This is a genomic window from Corynebacterium ihumii (genome assembly GCF_028609825.1).
GTDB classification, from domain to species: domain Bacteria; phylum Actinomycetota; class Actinomycetes; order Mycobacteriales; family Mycobacteriaceae; genus Corynebacterium; species Corynebacterium afermentans.
In genome coordinates this window covers 398,041-414,494 of sequence record NZ_CP063190.1, presented here as the reverse complement: position 1 = coordinate 414,494, position 16,454 = coordinate 398,041, and the positions used below count along the sequence as shown (strand labels likewise).

The window sequence follows — 16,454 nt, the reverse complement described above, 5'->3', positions numbered from 1 at the left end:
ACTGACGTTTAGCCCAATCGGTTCCATCGTTTTCAAAACTTTTTTATGGACCCACGTCAGCCCCCTTATATTCAGCGGATTCCATGGCCATGCGGCAGGTGGCGCGTTGCACGACGGTGGGTTCGGTGCGCGTGTGGCAGCCCACGAACAGCTGCACGGTCCCGTTGGGCCAGGTTTTCCACAGCGATTGCGAGCCGTCGCCGGCGCGCTCCAGGTAGGTCACGGAGATGCCGTCTGTGTCGACGAGTTCGACCTCCGGGTCGGTTTCGATGTCGGCAAGAAGTTGGTCGGCCATGGTGCGCGCTGGCAGCTGGTAGAGGTGCTCGACGGCGATCTGCAGGCGGAAGTTGGGGTCGCTTCCTGTGGCGCGCCACATGTCGTCGTCGGCTTCGAGCGTGAAACCTGCGGGGAGTTGGACGGTTAAGCCGTCGCGCTCAATGCTTATCGACGACTGCTCCGCCTCTTCCTCCTCCTGCGCAGGAGACGACACTGGAGTTGATTGCGTCTCCGGCGGCTGCGACGGTGGCGGTTCCGCCTCTCCCGACGACTGCGCTTTCCCGCTAGTCAGACCCCAAATCACTGCGGCGCAGGCGAGGGCGACTGCGGCGACGACGGCGGCGATGATCCACACGCCGGAGCGCGATTCCTGCTCGGGCGGTGGTGGTCGGTGGAAGGGTTCCGGGGTGTCGTCGGGTGTGGGCGCGACTGGTTGGAGGGGCTCGGTGGTCAGGTCGATGTCGTAGTCGGCGAGTGCGTGTGTGAGCTCGCTGAGGCGTTGTGGGTCGGCTGCGATGTGCACTGGCGCGCCGTGCGGGTCGGGGCCGAGCACGCTGCGGACGGTGCCGGCGATTTCGCGGCTGGTGGGCGCGTCGAAGCGGTGGATGTTGGCTGCACCGGTGATCACGGTGGATGCGTCGGTGGCGGTGATGCGCAGCTCGGTCATGGTGCCTCCGGAAGTTGGACGGTGCCGCGCGCTTCGCCGTGGATCCAGGTGGCGCGGCCGGGTTGTTGCGGGCTGGGTCGCACGCCGAAGATGGCGCCTTCGTCGCGGGTGCCGTCCATGAGCAGCACGTCGGGCTGCAGGTCCTTCAGCGCGGTCGAAAACGGCCCGAACAGGGCGCGCGAGACGCCGCCGAATTTGCGGGCTGCCACGACGTGCAGGCCGATGTCGCGCGCGTGCGGCAGAAGATCCGCGATCGGCCGGAGTGGGTCTTCGCCGACGAGTTCGTAGTCGTCGATGATCAGATACAGCTCGGGCCCGCTCCACCAGGACCGCTCGCGCAGCTGCTCCGGGGTCACCTCAGCGCCGGGCAGGCGTGACTGCAGCGTGACGGCGAGCGATTTGGCGGCCTGCGTGATCGCGCTGGTGGATGCGGCGTACGCGGCGACCATGTCCTCGTCGGCGCGTCCGAGGTGCGCGCGCTTCGGGTCGAGCACCACCATCCGGGCGGCCTCGCGGCCCATGTGCTCCACCGCTGCGATGGTGCTGGCGATGAAGGTGGATTTCCCGCAGCCGCCAGCGCCGATGACGAGGATGTGCCCGGAGGAGTACACGGGTTCGAGGGCGGGGCCGCCGATGCCGAGGGGGATCCTTTGGCCGTCGAGAAGCGAGTGCGTAGCCACGGCCTCCGGCAGCACCCGCAACTTCTCCACCGGCGCCTGGTCGGCGGTGGCCGCGAGGTGGGCGATGTCCTCGCCGCTGGTGAAGACGAGCTGGATGGTTTTGCCGTCCGGGGTCAGGCCGCGGCCGGGCGTGGCGGGCAGCTTCTCTTGGTGTTTGCGGTTGATCAACGAGTCCATCGGTTCTGTCAGCCGCAGCTCGAGGCGGGTGCCGATGAGGTCGCGCACGTTCGGGCGGATCGCGCTCCAGCGCTGGGTGGTCACCACGAGGTGGATGCCAGCGTCGGGGCCTTCGGAGGCGATGCGGGCGAGCGGTTCGCGCAGGTCCTCGTCGAGGGCGTGCCAGCCGTCGACAACCAGCATGACAGGCCGCGGGTGGTCGAGGAACCCGGTGACTTCGTCGACGATGCGGCGGGTGCGCTCGGCGTCTTTCATGCTGGCCACGCCGGCGACATGCGGCAGCGCCTCGAGCTCCGGTACGTCGCCGATGACGTAGACGGCCAACCCCTCGCGCATGTGCGTGGCCACGATGCTCCGCACCGCCATCGTTTTGCCCGTCTGCGGCCCGCCCGCGATGGCGACGTGCCCGCCGGCGGTATCCAGGTCCAGGTGGAAGGGGGTCTGGCGCTGCTTGAAGGGTTCGTCGATAAGCCCGAGCGCCCCGTGCGCCTGCGACAGCGGGATGCGCTCCGGCAGCGGCGGCAGCCACACCTGGTGCGCGTGCATGCCGCGGGCATCGGCGACCTCGCGGGCCTTAGCCACCACCGCGTCCAGCAGCGTGGTGGAGCGGTCCTCCTCAACGTAGGCGGTGGGCGCCTGTTCGATCTCGTTGCCGGTGAACAGCCGCACGTGCTGCTCGCCGGGGTGCTCCACCACCGTGCGCGTCAGCGGGCCGGAGACGTAGGCCGCGCGGAAGCGGGTCAGCTCCATGCCGGCTTTGAGGTAGCCGGACCCGGGCTCGCTGGGCAGCTCGTAGGCGTCCGGCACGCCGAGGACTTGGCGGGACTCGCCGGCGGAGAACGTCTTCAGGCCGATGCGGTAGGACAGGTGCGAATCCAGCCCGCGCAACTTGCCCTCCTCCAGCCGCTGCGAGGCGAGCAAAAGGTGCACGCCCAGCGAACGGCCGAGCCTGCCCACCGCCACGAACAGGTCCGCAAAGTGTGGGTGCTGGGTGAGCAGCTCGGTGAACTCGTCGACCACGATGACCAGCGACGGCAGCGTGTTGCCCGCCTTGGTGTAGTCCGTGATGTTGGCGAAATTGCCGGCGGCCCGCAGCAGTTCCTGGCGGCGGTGCATCTCGCCGGAAATGGCGTCGAACATGCGCTCCACCAGCACCGCCTCGTCCTCCAAGTTGGTGATCACCGCGGCGGTGTGCGGCAGCGACTCACAGCCCAAAAACGTCGCGCCGCCTTTGAAGTCCACGAGTACGAAGTTCAGCTCGTCCGGCGAGTGCGTCGCCGCCAGCGCCACCACCAGGGTCCGCAGCAGCTCCGACTTACCGGAGCCCGTCGCCCCGATGCACAGCCCGTGCGGGCCCATCCCGCCGAGCGCCGCCTCCTTCAAATCCAGGTACACCGGATGGCCGTCGGGGGTCGCGCCAATCGGCACTGTCAGCTTGTTGCGCACCCCCGGCCACATCGTGTGCGCATCCAGCGCATCGACGTCCGGCACACCCAGCATGGACAGAAAATCCCCGCCAGCCTCCACCGCCCCGTCGGGGCGGCGATAAAAGCCTAAGTGCCTAGCGACGAACTCCGCCTCCGCATCCGTGAACCTATCCGGCACGCCCAGCTGCTCCACCCCCTGCGCCGTGACAGCTTCCAGCACGTCGGTGCAGACCAGGTGGAACGCGTCCGGGTCGGCGAAGAAGTCCGGGTCGTCGTGGATGGTCACCACCAGGTCGGAGTCGGTGGGTGCGGGAGAGGCGTGGCCGTCGATAAGCGAGATGCGAAACGCCCCGTCGCTGCGCGCGTGCGGCAGCCACTTCGCCCAGGCGAACGGCGCGTCTATGCGGACCTTTTCCGGGCCGTAGAAAAACGCCAGCTGGCACACGATCGAGCGCGCCACATCGGCCGCCGCCGGCCCGGCGAGCGTGATCGCGTCGAACGCGTTGAGCTGGACCAGCATCGGCATGCCCGGCACCGTGCTCACCGCCGCTACGGCGCGGCGCAGGCTCACCGCGCACACCGGGTCCAAATCCTCGGGGCTGCCGGGGTCGTCCACGTCCACCGGGGTGCACAGCGCGCCCGCACCGGTGCCCAGCCGCACCGTCGGGGCGCCTGCACGCTCCCAGATGCGCTCCACCGGCACCGCGGCCACCAGCTCGCCCGGCGCAGGGTGCAGCGCGGTGGCGTGCGTGCGCTGTGTTGCGGCGTTCGCGCGGGCTTTCTTCGCCAGCGCGTCCAGGTGGCGCAGGTAGACGCGGCGGGTCTCGTCGATGTCGCCCTGCTTTTCCTGCGGGTTGAACATGCCGACGAGCCCGAAGAGCATCATCAGCGGAAAAATCAGCATCATGGGGCTCACAGCGCGGCCGGAGGTGGCCATGAGCACCATCACCGCGCCGACTGCCACCACCATCACCACCGGCAGGAGGATCTTTATCACCGGCGGCGACTGCGGCTTTTGCGCCGCGGGCACGGGCTCGGCGCGCAAGGTGCCGGTCGGTGGCGGCGCGGCGTCGATCGCGGCGTCTGGTGCGCCGGTTGTTGGTGCGAGCACTTGGTCGTAGTCGAGGCCAAGCATCGTGGATTTTCCCCCCTTGTGTTTTCTCACAGTTCCCCCGAACTGTGGACGCGCTGAGGATTGTAGGCCATACTGTGTCCCGTCGCGCGGCGAATGGGGGCCGCGCCTGATATTTCGGGGGTTTGAAAGTTGGTTGCAACGTCTGCGCACCACATCGTGCGCGTTACTGTCCGCATTTCGGTTGTCGCGTTCCACCGCGACATCGACGTCACGCTGCCGACGTCGTCGACGCTTTCGGAGGTGCTGCCGGAACTCGCGCGCCTGGTGGAGCTGCCGGAGGTGCACCGCCCGTGGCAAGCCACCACCGCGGGCGGAGTAGTGCTGGATATGCACACGCCGCTGTACGCGCTCAAGCTTCACGACGGCGCCACCGTCTCCCTCCACCCCCAAGAACCCACGCCCCCGCCGGTGGTGCGCGACGCGGCCGACGCCCTGGCCGGGGCAGCCGAGTCGGCACGGCAGATTCGCGGGTTGGACGCGGCGGCGACGTTCGCGGGTCTGACGGCGGTGCTCCTGCTTGCGCGGGTGTTTGCGCCGTGGCCGGTCGCGTTGGGTGCGGTGGCGCTGTTGGCGTTGGTGGTGGCGTCGATTGGCAGGTCGCACCCGGCGTTTTTATCCGTGCCGCTGCTGGCGGGGCTCGCCGCGGGCGTGTGGGTTGCCGGTGGCGGCGATGCGTCCTCTCTTGGGCTCGGGGCGCTGGCGGCGCTGCTCACGGCGGCAGTGGCCGTCGGCATCGGCGTCGCGCTGGGGTTGGCCGGGGCGGCGCAGGTGGCGTTCACGGCCGCGGTCTGCGTGCTTGGCGGCGCCGGGGCGGCCGGCGTGTGGCTGCCGGGCCCGCTCGCCCCGCCCGCGCTGACGGTGCTGACGGGGGTGCTCGGGGTGGTGGCCACGCCCGGCGCGGCCACCCGCGCGGCGGGGTTGGTGGTGCCGCGGGTGCCCACCGCCGGCGAAGAGTTCGACCGTTCCGACGACTACCAACGCGACGTGGACGCCCGCAGCGCCGCCGCTGCCATCATCGCCTCCGCCATCTCGGCGGCGATCGCCGCGTGCTGCGTGCCGGCGCTTTGGTGGCTGGGCCGGGCCGGCGGGGCGTGGACGTTCGCATTCTGCCTGGGGGTGGCGGCGGCGCTGGTGGTCTACGCCTCGCGCCAGCACTGGGCTGTGCCGCGGGCCTGCCTGACCGCGGTGGCCCTTTCCGCCGTCATCGCCGCCGCGGCCGCCGCCGCGAAGACCGGGCACCCGGCGTGCATCGCCGTCGCCGCGCTCGCTGCCATCGCTGCCGCGGCGACGGTCGCGTGGGCGCCGCGCGTGCCGGATGTGGAGCCGACCACCATCGTGTGGTTCGAGCGCGCCGAGATCGCCGCCACCATCGCCGTGATCCCGCTGGCGGTGCACTTAACCGGGTTGTTCGGCCTGATCCGGGGGCTCTAAGATGCGCAAACTCACCGCCATCGCTCTGTTCGCGCTGAGCCTCACACCGGTGTCTGCTTCCGCCCAGGATGTGGCGTGCGCGGTGCCGGCGCTCGTCGATAAGCCTGCTGCTTCCCCCGCGACCGAAAACCTGCGGGAGTTCGCCACCGGCGCCGGGGTGCGCGTGGCGGTGATCGACACCGGGGTCGCGCCGCACCCCGAGATCGCCCACCTTCGCGGCGGCCGCGACTTCGTCGCCGCGGACGCGCTGCACGACTGCGACAACCACGGCACCGCCGTCGCCGGGGTGATCGCCGGGCGCACCCTCGGCATCGCCCCGGACGCGGAGATCATCTCGGTCCGGCAGACCTCGGCACACTACCGCGACGTTGACGCCGGTAACCTACAAACGCTCACCGACGCGATCCACAACGCCCTCGACGAGGGCGCGAGCGTGCTCAACATTTCCGTCGTGTCCTGCCTGGAACCCGGATTCGCCTCGCGTATCGACGCCTCCGGCATCACCGGTGCCCTCCACCGCGCCGAGGCGCAAGGCGCGGTGGTCGTTGCCGCCGCCGGCAACGCGGGGCCCGACTGCGAACCCGGCTTCGAGGTTTTCCCCGCCCTCTTCCCCACCGTGCTCGCGGTGGCCGCGCGCGCAAACGACCACACCCTCGCCGACTACTCCCTGCCCGCCGCGCTGTCTGCGCCGGGGCATGTCCCGGCCGCGCTCGCGCCGGGCGGGTGGGCAGAGGGCACGCTGGAAAAAGACGGGGTGCGCCCCTACGCCGGCACGAGTTTCGCCACCCCGGTGGTCAGCGGCGCGGTGGCGCTGTTGCAGTCGCGCTACCCCGGCATTACTCCGGAGCATGTGCGCTCGCTGATCGACGCCTCCGCTCAACCCGGCGGCGGCGCGATCGATCCGCTTGCCGCGCTGACCCAACTAACACCGCACGAGCTGGCGGACCGCCCGACGGCGCAGGTGCGCGCCGTCGATAAGCAGCCCAACGCGGCCGTGGGCAGGCTCGGATTGCTCGCCGGGGCGGCGCTCGCCATGGCGGCCCTGGTGGTCGCGCTGCGCGCCGGCCGACGGTAATACGGACCTAATAGGTCGCGTGAAGCGCCGAGTCGCGCGTAAGCTCCGCGCCCTCCGGCAGCAAGGCGACGATCTCCCACGGCACGTCCTCCACGTGCGCCGCGCCCACTGTGGCCAGGGTTTCCGCGTCCGGTGCGCGGTGGCGCAGCCCGTTGGCGGAGACCACGTGGAACCCGTGGCCCGAATCCACCCCGACAGAACCGCCGTGAAGCCCTGCGAAGTGCGTGGCAACGGACGTTCCCGAAAGCTCGATGCCCTCCGGCACCTCGTCCACGGTTGCCCCGCCGCGCCCCTGGTCCACGCACGCCAGGTGCGGCTCGATCCACCGCGGCCGCTGCCCCGGCAGGCGCAGTTCCTCCTCGGCGTCCGGGTAAGACGCCAGGCTCTCACGGCTCGCGACGGCGGCCTTCGCCCCGGCGTCCAGCAGCATGGTGCGTTGGGTGGCGGTGATCGGTTGGATGCGGCCGTCTAAAAGCGCCCAGGATGTGTCGTCCGCGTCGATGATCTGCGGCAGCGGATCCGGCAGCGCCGCCGGCGGCAGCTCCTGCAACGCCGAGATGACCTGCGTCGGCGGCGACCACCGGGGCGTGTCCGGGGTGATTCCCAGCGCTCGGCGGATCACGCGGCCCTGCGGGGTGTTTGCCTCCGGCAGCAAGCGCCGCCCCTGGGCGGTGACGACCCACTCACGGGTGGCATCGGCGGCGAGGACTGCGGCGTCGATAGGCAATGGCTCCGGAGCCTCACCCGCAACCACCGTAATCGTGTCCGCGCCGCACACCGACCAGTTGGCCAAAGGCGTGTCTTCGGGCGCGAACATGCCTGGTGCTGCGACGATGCCCACCGGCACACCGCGCGGCAACTCGGCGAGTTTCTCGTCGCCGATGCGCGCCGGCTCAGCCGCCTGGCCGGCGATCAAGCGCGCCGACGCCAAGTTCGTCACCGGGTGCGCCGCCGCCCCCACGCGCACGTACAGTGTGCCGTCCGTGGCGCGCACAATCGGCGCATCCCCCGGATCAGCGTTCGGACGCATCCACGCAAACAGCCCCATCACGCCCGCGATCATCACCACCGCCGCGGTGCCGAAAATGGTCGCACGGCGCCGCGCGGCCAGCGGATCGTGGATCATGCGGATATCGCCGAAGATCAGGCCGTGTTCCATACGTCGGCGCATGAACTTGTGCCCCGACACCTGGGCACGCGTGGTTGGCAAAAGCTTCGCCATGACAATTCCCCTCCCCCGAGAAAAACACCTGGCGCAAAGCTTACTGCGCGGCGCCGACCTCCGCGAGCGCAAACAACTCGTCGGAGCCGTTCTTCCGTCCCACGGATAGCCAGGGGCCCCTCGAACCCAGGTTGTAGCATGCAATTATGTCCAGAATCAATGATTTGCTGGCGGAAAGTTCAATCGATCTCTCCGGCCGAGCTACTACTTGGGAAGAGGCAATCCGCCGCGCGGGACAACTGCTCGAGAAGAGTGGAACAGTAGACAGCGCATACACGGATGCCATGGTGAAAAGCGTCGAGGACAACGGTCCCTACATTGTGGTCGCCCCTGGCTTCGCGTTCGCGCACGCGCGCCCGTCCAAAGCGGTCCAACGCCCGGCAATGTCGTGGCTGCGGCTCGAGCAGCCGGTCGAGTTCGGTCACCCGAAAAACGATCCCGTCGACCTCGTGGTCGCGCTGGCTGCCACCGATGCAACGTCGCACCAGCAGGCGATGGCGGAAATCGCCAAACTACTCGGCAAACGCCGTGCAGAGCTCGACGCAGCACGCACGCCGACCGAGCTTCGAGCCGTCCTCCAGCAAGGAACCGCGAAACAGGGTGGTGCACAACACCCCGCTGCAACCCCGGAATCCGCGGAACGGTCGACGAAGGACAAGATCCTCACCGTGTGCGGGAACGGATTGGGGACGTCGTTGTTCCTCAAAAACACCCTCGAAAGCGTGCTCAACAGGTGGGGATGGGGCCCATTCATCAGCGTTGAGGCCACAGACACCATCTCGGCAAAGGGAAAGGCCAAAGAGGCTGACCTGATCCTCACCTCGGGCGAGATCGCCCGAACGCTAGGAGATCTCGGGGTGCCCGTGCACGTGATCGAAGACTTCACATCCGAGGCCGAGATCGACTCCGCGCTACGCGAACTCTACGACATTGAAGGAATGCAGCAGTGAACGCTTTGCTCAGTATCCCCCAGTTCTTCGTCAACGAAATCCTGTCCGTCCCCGCGTTCCTCATCGGTATCATCACCGCAGTCGGGTTAGCAGCGCTGCGCAAGCCTGCTGGCCAAGTGATCGGCAGCGCAATCAAGGCGACCCTGGGCTTCCTCCTCATCGGCGCCGGAGCAACCCTAGTCGTGGCATCCCTTGAGCCGCTCGGCGAGATGATCCAGGCCGCAACAGGCGCACAGGGCGTCATCCCCACCAACGAGGCGATTGCGGGCATTGCGCAGAACCAGTACGGCGGCCAAGTCGCCTGGCTCATGATCCTCGGTTTCGCCGTCTCACTTCTCCTCGCCCGCATCACGCCGCTGCGCTACGTGTTTCTCACCGGCCACCACGTGCTTTTTATGGCAACGATGATCACCATCATCCTCGCCACGGCAGGCTACAACCCGTGGGTCGTGGTAATCCTCGGTGCAGTTCTGCTCGGCGTGCTCATGGTTTCCCTCCCAGCGATTGCCCACCCGTGGACCCGGAAGGTAACTGGAGACGATTCGATCGCGATCGGGCACTTCGGCACCGCTGGATACGTCGCCGCCGGGGCCACCGGCAAACTCGTTGGAGGCAAAGGCGAGAAAAAGTCACCTTCGACCGAGGATCTCAAACTCCCCGAAGGCTTGCGCTTCCTCCGCGACTCGATGGTCTCCACTGCCCTGTCGATGGTGCTGATGTACGTCATCATCGCGGCCCTGGCGCATTTGCGTGTAGGCGCGGATGAAGCGTTCAGCGCCTTCCCTGACGGCGCATCCGACGCCGGCAACTACTACATGCAGGCCGTGACCCAAGGTCTGTCCTTCGGTGTGGCCGTTGCGGTCATCCTCTTCGGCGTGCGCACCATCCTGGGCGAACTCATCCCCGCATTCCAGGGCATCGCCGCCAAGGTTGTACCAGGGGCCATCCCAGCCCTCGATGCGCCGATTGTCTTCCCCTACGCGCAAAACGCCGTGCTCATCGGCTTCGTGTCCTCGTTCGTCGGCGGCCTCACTGGTCTGGCTGTTCTCGCGCTGTGGCTCAACCCTGCTTTCGGCATCGCGCTCATCCTGCCCGGTCTGGTGCCGCACTTCTTCACCGGTGGTGCCGCAGGCGTGTACGGCAACGCCACCGGTGGCCGCCGTGGTGCGATCTGCGGCGCCTTCGTCAACGGTCTCTTGATCACGATCCTGCCCGCATTCCTCCTTCAGGTCCTGGGCAGCTTCGGCTCCGAGAACACCACGTTCGGCGATGCCGACTTCGGCTGGTTCGGCATTCTGCTCGGCTTGTCCACCCGCGCGCCTGAGGCAGTGGGCATTGTGCTGATCGTGCTGCTCGGTGTGGCAATCTTCGGACTCGGTTACTACTCGCAGAAGAAGCTTGTAGACGGCAACTGGGACCCCGCTGCTGGCCGCAATGCTGGTGGGCACCGCGTCAGCCCGAAGCAGAAAGACCTCAGCGCAGACTCCGCTGGTACGCGTCGTCGTACTTACGCGAAAATCGCGCCACCGGTCGGCGCACCTGTTCCGCCTGCTCCGCTGCAGCCGTAGGCGGCCGTCGCGAAGCAACAGTTCACCTAGTACGGTGCAGCAGTTCCCGGCTCCGCGAGCGCAAACAACTCGTCGGAGCCGTGCTCCTGCCCGTCTGCGACCATGTCCTCCAGCTCCGCCTTACTGAACTGGCTGTTCACCGCGAAGATCGCCGTGGAGCCCTTGCGGTAGACGGGTGTGACGCCTTCTGAAACCCAGAAGTCGCGCAGCATCTCGTACGGCGGGTACTGGTAGTGCCAGAACGCGCCGGGGCTGAGCAGGAAGAACTTCACGTTCAAGTTCTCCACCGTCTCGTCGACGAGGTTGTGCTCGCCTTCGCCGATGAAGTCGGCGTTCCAGTACATGATGTCGCCGTTGGTGCCGCGGCCGCCGTTGGGCCACAGGTAGTGGCGGTTCAACGTGGGCACGCCGTTGTAGGCGTACATCCAGGAGTAGCCGTCGGCCGGGTCGCCTGCGGTCAGGCCCTCCCAGGCGGCGGGTTGGGTGGCCAGCCAGTCGAAGGCTTCGAGGTCGTCGGCGTCGACCATGCGGTCGATGACGCGGGCTGCGGCGTAGGTTTTCTCGGCGCCGTGGTCGGTGTGCTCGCGGATCATCGGGACCGCCACGGAGGCGACGATGCAGGCGACGACGATGCTCACGGTTGCGCTGATGCGTTCGCCTTTCGCATACCGCTTTGCGACGGGCGCTGCCGTGACCACGCGAATGCCCGCCGCCACGGCGATAGCGGCCGACGCGGTGACCGCCATGACCACCGGCATGATCAGGCGGTGGCCGGTGCTGTAATGCAGGTTGCCCACGTAGTCGAGCACGCGGCCGAGGGTGTTGTCGAACGAAACTAAAGCGTTGGCGGTAATGGCCAGGGACACCGCGTAGAACAGCACCGGCCAGATCTGGCGGCGCCACAGCAGGCACACCACGGCGCCAGCGGCGGCGAGCCACAGCAGCACGGTGGGGTCGTACGCCGGGAAGAACTGCAGCACGTGGCGCGTTTCCATCCGCGCCGCTGTGCCCCACGCCCCGCCGACGCCGAGGGTTTCCTCGGGGCGCCAAGAGGCCACCTCGCCCGCCTGGGCAGAGCCGGCGAGCACCTGCGGGACGAACATGGCAACGCCGGCGACGGCGGGCAGCGCGATCCATAGCGTGTCCGTCAGCCGCGTGCGCTCCGGGGAGATCAAGGTGGAGGTTAGCCAGTACAGGCCCACGGCGAGCACCACGATGGTGACTGCGGACGGGTGCACGCACAGCACAGCCACGAACGCGAGTGCCGCAGGCAGGGCACTGGCGCGCCGGCGCGGGACGGTGACAAGCAGCCACGTCACGGTGCCGGTGAGCGCCACGGCGAGTAGGTATGGCCACATACCCACGTAATCCGGGATCCAGAACAGCTGCGGGGCGGCATACCCCATGATCGCGGCGAGCGCCGCGGCAATCTGGGCCGTGACCCCGGTGGAGCGCAAAAACGCGAACACTAGGCACGCGAGTGTGGCTGGCAGCGCGAGCGCGGGCAGCACGGCGGAGGCGATGTTCAGCGCCGGGATGGGGTCCAGGCCCGCCGTTTCCCCGAACAGGGCAATACCTGCGTGGTAGGCGGACGGGTAGAACAGCTTCAGCTGCGACTCCACGTTTTGCAGCTCGCCCATCCGGGTGGCGGAGGCAATGCCCTCGTCCATGATGAAGCGCACCAGGTTGGCGTGCCACTGCACGTCCCAACCCTGGACGATGTTGGAAACACCGTTGGGCATGCGCTCGAGCCAGCGCAGCCTGTCCGACGCCGCCATGAACGCCCCCACGCCGACGCCGGCGGCGGGCAGCACCCAGTACGGGTCGGCGATGCTGCCTTTGCGCACGTCGCCGGGAAACAGCGCTCGGCGCCAGCTCACTGCCCCGCCGCGGCGGGCCCGGCGCACGAACAGGTACCGCCACGCCGCGGCCGCTAGAAGGGCCACGACCATGCTCACGCCGAACGTCCACAGGTCGTACGGCGCGCTGGTCAGCCCCCAGAACCAGGAGGTCACGCCGAACAGGCCGAAGGTCACCGGCAGCGCGGCCGCGCCGGCGGCTGGGGCTTTCATGCCGGCTACCCAGGAGAACACGAAGCCGGGGAGGGTGAAAAACACCACGGCGAACCACGCGGCTGCGACTGTGGTCATGGTGGTCATGGCACCTCCCGGTTCTGATGTAACCCAAGCATGCTACATCTCGCGGGTGGCTCTGGTCGCTTCGGCTCGCGCCGCCAGTTCGCTATCTTCCGGGTATTCCACGCCCACCAATGTCAGTCCGCGGGCGGGGGCGAGGGGGACGTCGGGCGAGCGGGCGTCGAGAAGCAAAAGCTCCTCCGGCCACTGGGGCGCGCGCCTGCCTTCGCCGACGGTGAGGCAGGTGGCCACGAGTGCGCGGACCATGTTCCAGCAGAACGCGTCGGCGGTGATTCGCGCCTCAAACAGGTGCGGCTCGACTTCGCGCCAGGTGAAGCTGTGCACCTCACGGATCGTGGTGCCGTGTTCTTTCGGGCGGCAAAACGCGGCGAAGTTGTTCAGGCCGACCAGTGCGTCGGCGCAGGCTTGCACCGCGCCCAAGTCCACGGGTTTCGGCCAGACGGCGGTGTCTCGCGCGCGGGTGGGCACGGCACCTGCGGGGTGGGTGGTAACCCGGTAGACGTAGGTGCGGGTAAGTGCGGAAAAGCGCGCGTCGAAGCCCGCGGGGGCTTCCGCGACGCCGAACACGCGGACGTCTTCAGGGAGCAATTTTGCTAATCGACGCACCAGCCGCCCCGGATCCCCGTCAATCGAGCGCTGGTTGAGCGACTCCGCCGGAATGTCCGTGTGCGCGACCTGCCCGGCGGCGTGCACGCCCGCGTCGGTGCGGCCGGCGACAGTGAGCGCCACGTCAGTTCGCAAGACGAGTGAGAGCGCGTCCTCAATGGTCTGCTGGACGGTGCGCAGATCCCCCTTTTGGCGGGCCCAGCCGTGGAAGTCGGTGCCGTCGTAGGCGATGTCCAGGCGCAGGCGCAGCGTGTTGTCCATGGTGAGGCATTGTATCGCCGGAAATGGTGCGCACAGCAAAGCGCCCGGGGGCACTGACGTTGCAGTACCTCCCGGGCGCTCGGCGCAAAAGGGGGTGTGTAGCTTGCTGCTACTTCTCCTCTGCGGTCTCCTCGGCCGGAGCCTCGGTGGCCTCCTCAGCCTTGGTCTCCTCAGCCGGAGCCTCTTCAGCCTTGGCTTCCTCGGCCTGGCGGGAAGCGGCGGCGCGTGCTGCGCGGGTTGCCTCGGAAGACACGGTCTCCTCGAGCACCAGAGAGATCTGGGTCATCGCAGCGTTGTCGCCGGCACGGTTCTCCAGCTTGATGGAGCGGGTGTAGCCGCCATCGCGGTTGGTGAACTTCGGTGCGAGCTCGTTGAACAGGTAAGCAACGACTTCCTTGTTCGACAGCTCAGCGGCCACGGCGCGGCGGTCAGCCACGGTGCCCTTCTTCGCCTTGGTGATCAGCTTCTCGGCGTACGGACGCAGCATACGTGCCTTCGCGTCCGTCGTCTTGATTGCGCCGTGCTCGAACAGGGCCAGGGCCAGGTTGGACAGAATGTGCTTCTGGTGGCCGGCCGAGCCTCCGAGACGGGCGCCCTTCTTCGGGGTAGGCATTTTCGTACTCCTCGTGTGCGGTTAGTTGAGCGCGTGCTCTGTGGTGTTACTCGGTCTCGTCCGCGCTGGTGTCGACGTAGTCGCCAGTCTCGGCGTCGTAGCCTTCGATCTGGGTCGGGTCGAAATCTTCCGGAGCGTCCTTCAAGGTCAGGCCCAGGCTGGCGAGCTTGATCTTGACCTCGTTGATGGACTTCTGGCCGAAGTTGCGGATATCCAGCAGGTCAGACTCGGTGCACTCTGCGAGCTCACCGACGGTGTGGATGTCCTGGCGCTTCAGGCAGTTGTAGGAGCGAACGGAGAAGTTCAGGTCCTCGATCGGCGTGGAGTACGCGGCGATGTACTCGGTCTCCTGCGCCGACGGGCCGATCTCGATGCCCTCGGCCGCGGTGTTCAGCTCGCGCGCCAGGCCGAAGAGCTCCACCAGGGTGGAACCGGCCGACGCGAGGGCGTCGCGTGCGGTCATGGAGTTTTTGGTCTCCACGTCGATGATCAGCTTGTCAAAGTCGGTGCGCTGCTCAACACGGGTCGCCTCAACTTTGTAAGCGACACGGGTGACCGGCGAGTAGATCTGGTCGACCGGGATGCGGCCGGCCTCACCGCCGGAGTTGGGCATAGCCGGGACGTAGCCGCGGCCGCGCTCGACGACAAGCTCCATCTCGAGGCGAGCCTGCTCATTCAGCGACGCGATGTGCAGATCCGGGTTGTGGATCTCCACACCAGCCGGCGGCTCGATGTCGCCTGCGGTGACGTCGCCAGGGCCTTCAACAGCAAGCTGCATGACAACCGGCTCGTCAGAGTCGGAGGACAGCACGATGTCCTTGATGTTGAGGATGATCTCAGAGACGTTTTCCTTCACGCCGGTGATCGTGGTGAACTCGTGGAGCACACCGTCGATCTTGATGGAGGTCACGGCCGCGCCCGGGATGGACGACAGCAGCGTGCGGCGCAGAGAGTTGCCCAGGGTGTAACCGAAACCAGGCTCGAGCGGCTCGATGATGAACTTCGAGCGGTTGGTATCGATGTACTCCTCGGTCAGTTCAGGACGCTGAGAAATGAGCATGGACTTCTCCTTTGTCGGCTCCCGCTATTTGAAGCCGGTAGGAACGGATATTTGGAAGATTCCGAGCACCGGCCGAACACGTCGGCAGTGCGCGGGGTGAAGCAAACTGAAGTTTACTTCGAGTAGAGCTCGACGATGAGCTGCTCCTGCAGCGGCACCTCGATCTGGGCGCGCTCGGGCAGCTGGTGCACGAGAATGCGCAGGGTGTCCGGAACGACCTGCAGCCACGCCGGAACGACGGCGTCGAGCAGGGCATCCTGGGCCTCTTCGAACCACAGCATGCTGCGGGACTTGTCGCGGACATCGATGATGTCGTACTGCGTCACCGCGAAGGACGGCACGTTGATGTGCTTGCCGTTGACGGTGAAGTGGCCGTGGGAGACCAGCTGACGTGCCTGACGGCGGGTCTTAGCCAGACCAGCGCGGTAGATCACGTTGTCCAGACGGGACTCCAGCAGGATCAGCAGGTTGTCGCCGGTCTTGCCCGGGCGACGGTTCGCCTCTTCGTAGTAGCGGCGGAACTGCTTCTCCATCACGCCGTAGGTGAAGCGAGCCTTCTGCTTCTCCTGCAGCTGGAGCAGGTACTCGGACTCCTTGATGCGGGCGCGGCCAGCCTGCCCCGGAGGGTACGGGCGACGCTCGAAGGACATGTCGCCGCCGACGAGGTCGACGCGGAGGCGACGGGACTTACGGGTAGCAGGGCCGGTGTAACGAGCCATGTCTCTTTACCTCTTTCCTTTCAGCCTTAAACGCGACGACGCTTCGGCGGACGGCAGCCGTTGAACGGCTGCGGCGTCACGTCGGAGATCGAAGACACCTCCAGGCCGGCGGCCTGGAGAGAACGGATTGCGGTCTCGCGGCCGGAGCCCGGACCCTTGACAAAGACGTCGACCTTCTTCATGCCGTGATCCATTGCCTTGCGGGCAGCGTTCTCGGCAGCCATCTGCGCGGCAAACGGCGTGGACTTACGGGAGCCCTTGAAGCCGACGTGGCCGGAAGATGCCCAGGAGATCACGTTGCCCTGCGGGTCCGTGATGGACACGATGGTGTTGTTGAAGGTGGACTTGATGTACGCGTGGCCTGCGGCCACGTTCTTCTTGACGACGCGGCGTCCGCGACGCGCGCCGGAACGAGTCTGAGCAGCCATAGG

At 67.5% G+C, this 16,454-nt stretch carries 13 protein-coding genes; 4 read left to right on the top strand and 9 right to left on the bottom strand.

Annotated elements, in window-relative coordinates; translation table 11 throughout:
* Positions 1–43: 43 nt before the first annotated feature.
* Both CIHUM_RS02080 and eccCb read right to left on the bottom strand, forming a co-directional pair.
* Positions 44–943, bottom strand: coding sequence for a type VII secretion-associated protein (locus CIHUM_RS02080; protein WP_034997306.1), 900 nt, complete (start codon positions 941–943; stop codon positions 44–46).
* Positions 940–4,362, bottom strand: coding sequence for a type VII secretion protein EccCb (gene eccCb / locus CIHUM_RS02075; protein ID WP_034997305.1), 3,423 nt, complete (start codon positions 4,360–4,362; stop codon positions 940–942). Before eccCb ends, CIHUM_RS02080 begins: the two co-directional genes overlap by 4 nt.
* Before the next feature lie 129 nt (positions 4,363–4,491).
* Between eccCb and eccD the strand changes: the two genes are divergently transcribed.
* Positions 4,492–5,793: a type VII secretion integral membrane protein EccD gene (gene eccD / locus CIHUM_RS02070; RefSeq protein ID WP_273680229.1), complete on the top strand. Its 1,302-nt coding sequence runs from the start codon at positions 4,492–4,494 to the stop codon at positions 5,791–5,793.
* A gap of 1 nt (position 5,794) precedes the next feature.
* Entirely contained in the window at positions 5,795–6,868 is a 1,074-nt protein-coding gene (locus CIHUM_RS02065; RefSeq protein WP_034997304.1) for a S8 family serine peptidase, read from the top strand.
* A 7-nt stretch (positions 6,869–6,875) separates the two neighbouring features.
* On the opposite strand, the gene eccB is transcribed toward CIHUM_RS02065, so the two are convergent.
* Complete coding sequence (gene eccB / locus CIHUM_RS02060; protein WP_034997303.1) at positions 6,876–8,090, bottom strand: type VII secretion protein EccB; 1,215 nt, start codon at positions 8,088–8,090, stop codon at positions 6,876–6,878.
* 146 nt (positions 8,091–8,236) lie between these two features.
* On the opposite strand from eccB, the gene CIHUM_RS02055 reads away from it, so the two are divergent.
* Both CIHUM_RS02055 and CIHUM_RS02050 read left to right on the top strand, forming a co-directional pair.
* Positions 8,237–9,040, top strand: a complete 804-nt coding sequence (locus CIHUM_RS02055; protein WP_034997302.1) for a PTS sugar transporter subunit IIAB — start codon at positions 8,237–8,239, stop codon at positions 9,038–9,040.
* On the top strand, positions 9,037–10,608 hold the full coding sequence (locus CIHUM_RS02050) for a PTS ascorbate transporter subunit IIC (protein WP_034997301.1): 1,572 nt from the start codon (positions 9,037–9,039) through the stop codon (positions 10,606–10,608). Before CIHUM_RS02055 ends, CIHUM_RS02050 begins: the two co-directional genes overlap by 4 nt.
* A gap of 26 nt (positions 10,609–10,634) precedes the next feature.
* Here CIHUM_RS02050 and CIHUM_RS02045 read toward each other — a convergent pair whose 3' ends face one another.
* From CIHUM_RS02045 to rpsK, 6 genes are all read right to left on the bottom strand, one after another.
* On the bottom strand, positions 10,635–12,758 hold the full coding sequence (locus CIHUM_RS02045; protein WP_051106294.1) for a DUF6541 family protein: 2,124 nt from the start codon (positions 12,756–12,758) through the stop codon (positions 10,635–10,637).
* Positions 12,759–12,800: 42 nt separating this feature from the next.
* On the bottom strand, positions 12,801–13,631 hold the full coding sequence (truA, locus tag CIHUM_RS02040) for a tRNA pseudouridine(38-40) synthase TruA (protein ID WP_051106259.1): 831 nt from the start codon (positions 13,629–13,631) through the stop codon (positions 12,801–12,803).
* Between the two features lie 109 nt (positions 13,632–13,740).
* Positions 13,741–14,244, bottom strand: a complete 504-nt coding sequence (rplQ, locus tag CIHUM_RS02035) for a 50S ribosomal protein L17 (protein WP_034997300.1) — start codon at positions 14,242–14,244, stop codon at positions 13,741–13,743.
* A 46-nt stretch (positions 14,245–14,290) separates the two neighbouring features.
* Complete coding sequence (locus tag CIHUM_RS02030) at positions 14,291–15,304, bottom strand: DNA-directed RNA polymerase subunit alpha (protein WP_034997298.1); 1,014 nt, start codon at positions 15,302–15,304, stop codon at positions 14,291–14,293.
* A 113-nt stretch (positions 15,305–15,417) separates the two neighbouring features.
* Positions 15,418–16,023 (bottom strand): 30S ribosomal protein S4, encoded by a 606-nt coding sequence (rpsD, locus tag CIHUM_RS02025; RefSeq protein ID WP_034997297.1) that lies wholly within the window; start codon positions 16,021–16,023, stop codon positions 15,418–15,420.
* A gap of 26 nt (positions 16,024–16,049) precedes the next feature.
* Positions 16,050–16,451 carry a 30S ribosomal protein S11 gene (rpsK, locus tag CIHUM_RS02020; protein WP_034997295.1) on the bottom strand — a complete coding sequence of 134 codons (402 nt, stop codon included), beginning with the start codon at positions 16,449–16,451 and terminating at the stop codon, positions 16,050–16,052.
* Between the last annotated feature and the right edge of the window lie 3 nt (positions 16,452–16,454).

What these genes read in the sequence shown, in the direction of transcription:
- CIHUM_RS02055 (WP_034997302.1), top strand. Translation starts at nt 8,237, where the DNA reads ATGTCCAGAATCAATGATTTGCTGGCGGAAAGTTCAATCGATCTCTCC.
- rplQ (WP_034997300.1), bottom strand. Translation starts at nt 14,244, where the DNA reads ATGCCTACCCCGAAGAAGGGCGCCCGTCTCGGAGGCTCGGCCGGCCAC.
- CIHUM_RS02080 (WP_034997306.1), bottom strand. Translation starts at nt 943, where the DNA reads ATGACCGAGCTGCGCATCACCGCCACCGACGCATCCACCGTGATCACC.
- CIHUM_RS02065 (WP_034997304.1), top strand. Translation starts at nt 5,795, where the DNA reads ATGCGCAAACTCACCGCCATCGCTCTGTTCGCGCTGAGCCTCACACCG.
- eccB (WP_034997303.1), bottom strand. Translation starts at nt 8,090, where the DNA reads ATGGCGAAGCTTTTGCCAACCACGCGTGCCCAGGTGTCGGGGCACAAG.
- CIHUM_RS02045 (WP_051106294.1), bottom strand. Translation starts at nt 12,758, where the DNA reads ATGACCACAGTCGCAGCCGCGTGGTTCGCCGTGGTGTTTTTCACCCTC.
- truA (WP_051106259.1), bottom strand. Translation starts at nt 13,631, where the DNA reads ATGGACAACACGCTGCGCCTGCGCCTGGACATCGCCTACGACGGCACC.
- rpsD (WP_034997297.1), bottom strand. Translation starts at nt 16,023, where the DNA reads ATGGCTCGTTACACCGGCCCTGCTACCCGTAAGTCCCGTCGCCTCCGC.
- eccCb (WP_034997305.1), bottom strand. Translation starts at nt 4,362, where the DNA reads ATGCTTGGCCTCGACTACGACCAAGTGCTCGCACCAACAACCGGCGCA.
- rpsK (WP_034997295.1), bottom strand. Translation starts at nt 16,451, where the DNA reads ATGGCTGCTCAGACTCGTTCCGGCGCGCGTCGCGGACGCCGCGTCGTC.
- CIHUM_RS02030 (WP_034997298.1), bottom strand. Translation starts at nt 15,304, where the DNA reads ATGCTCATTTCTCAGCGTCCTGAACTGACCGAGGAGTACATCGATACC.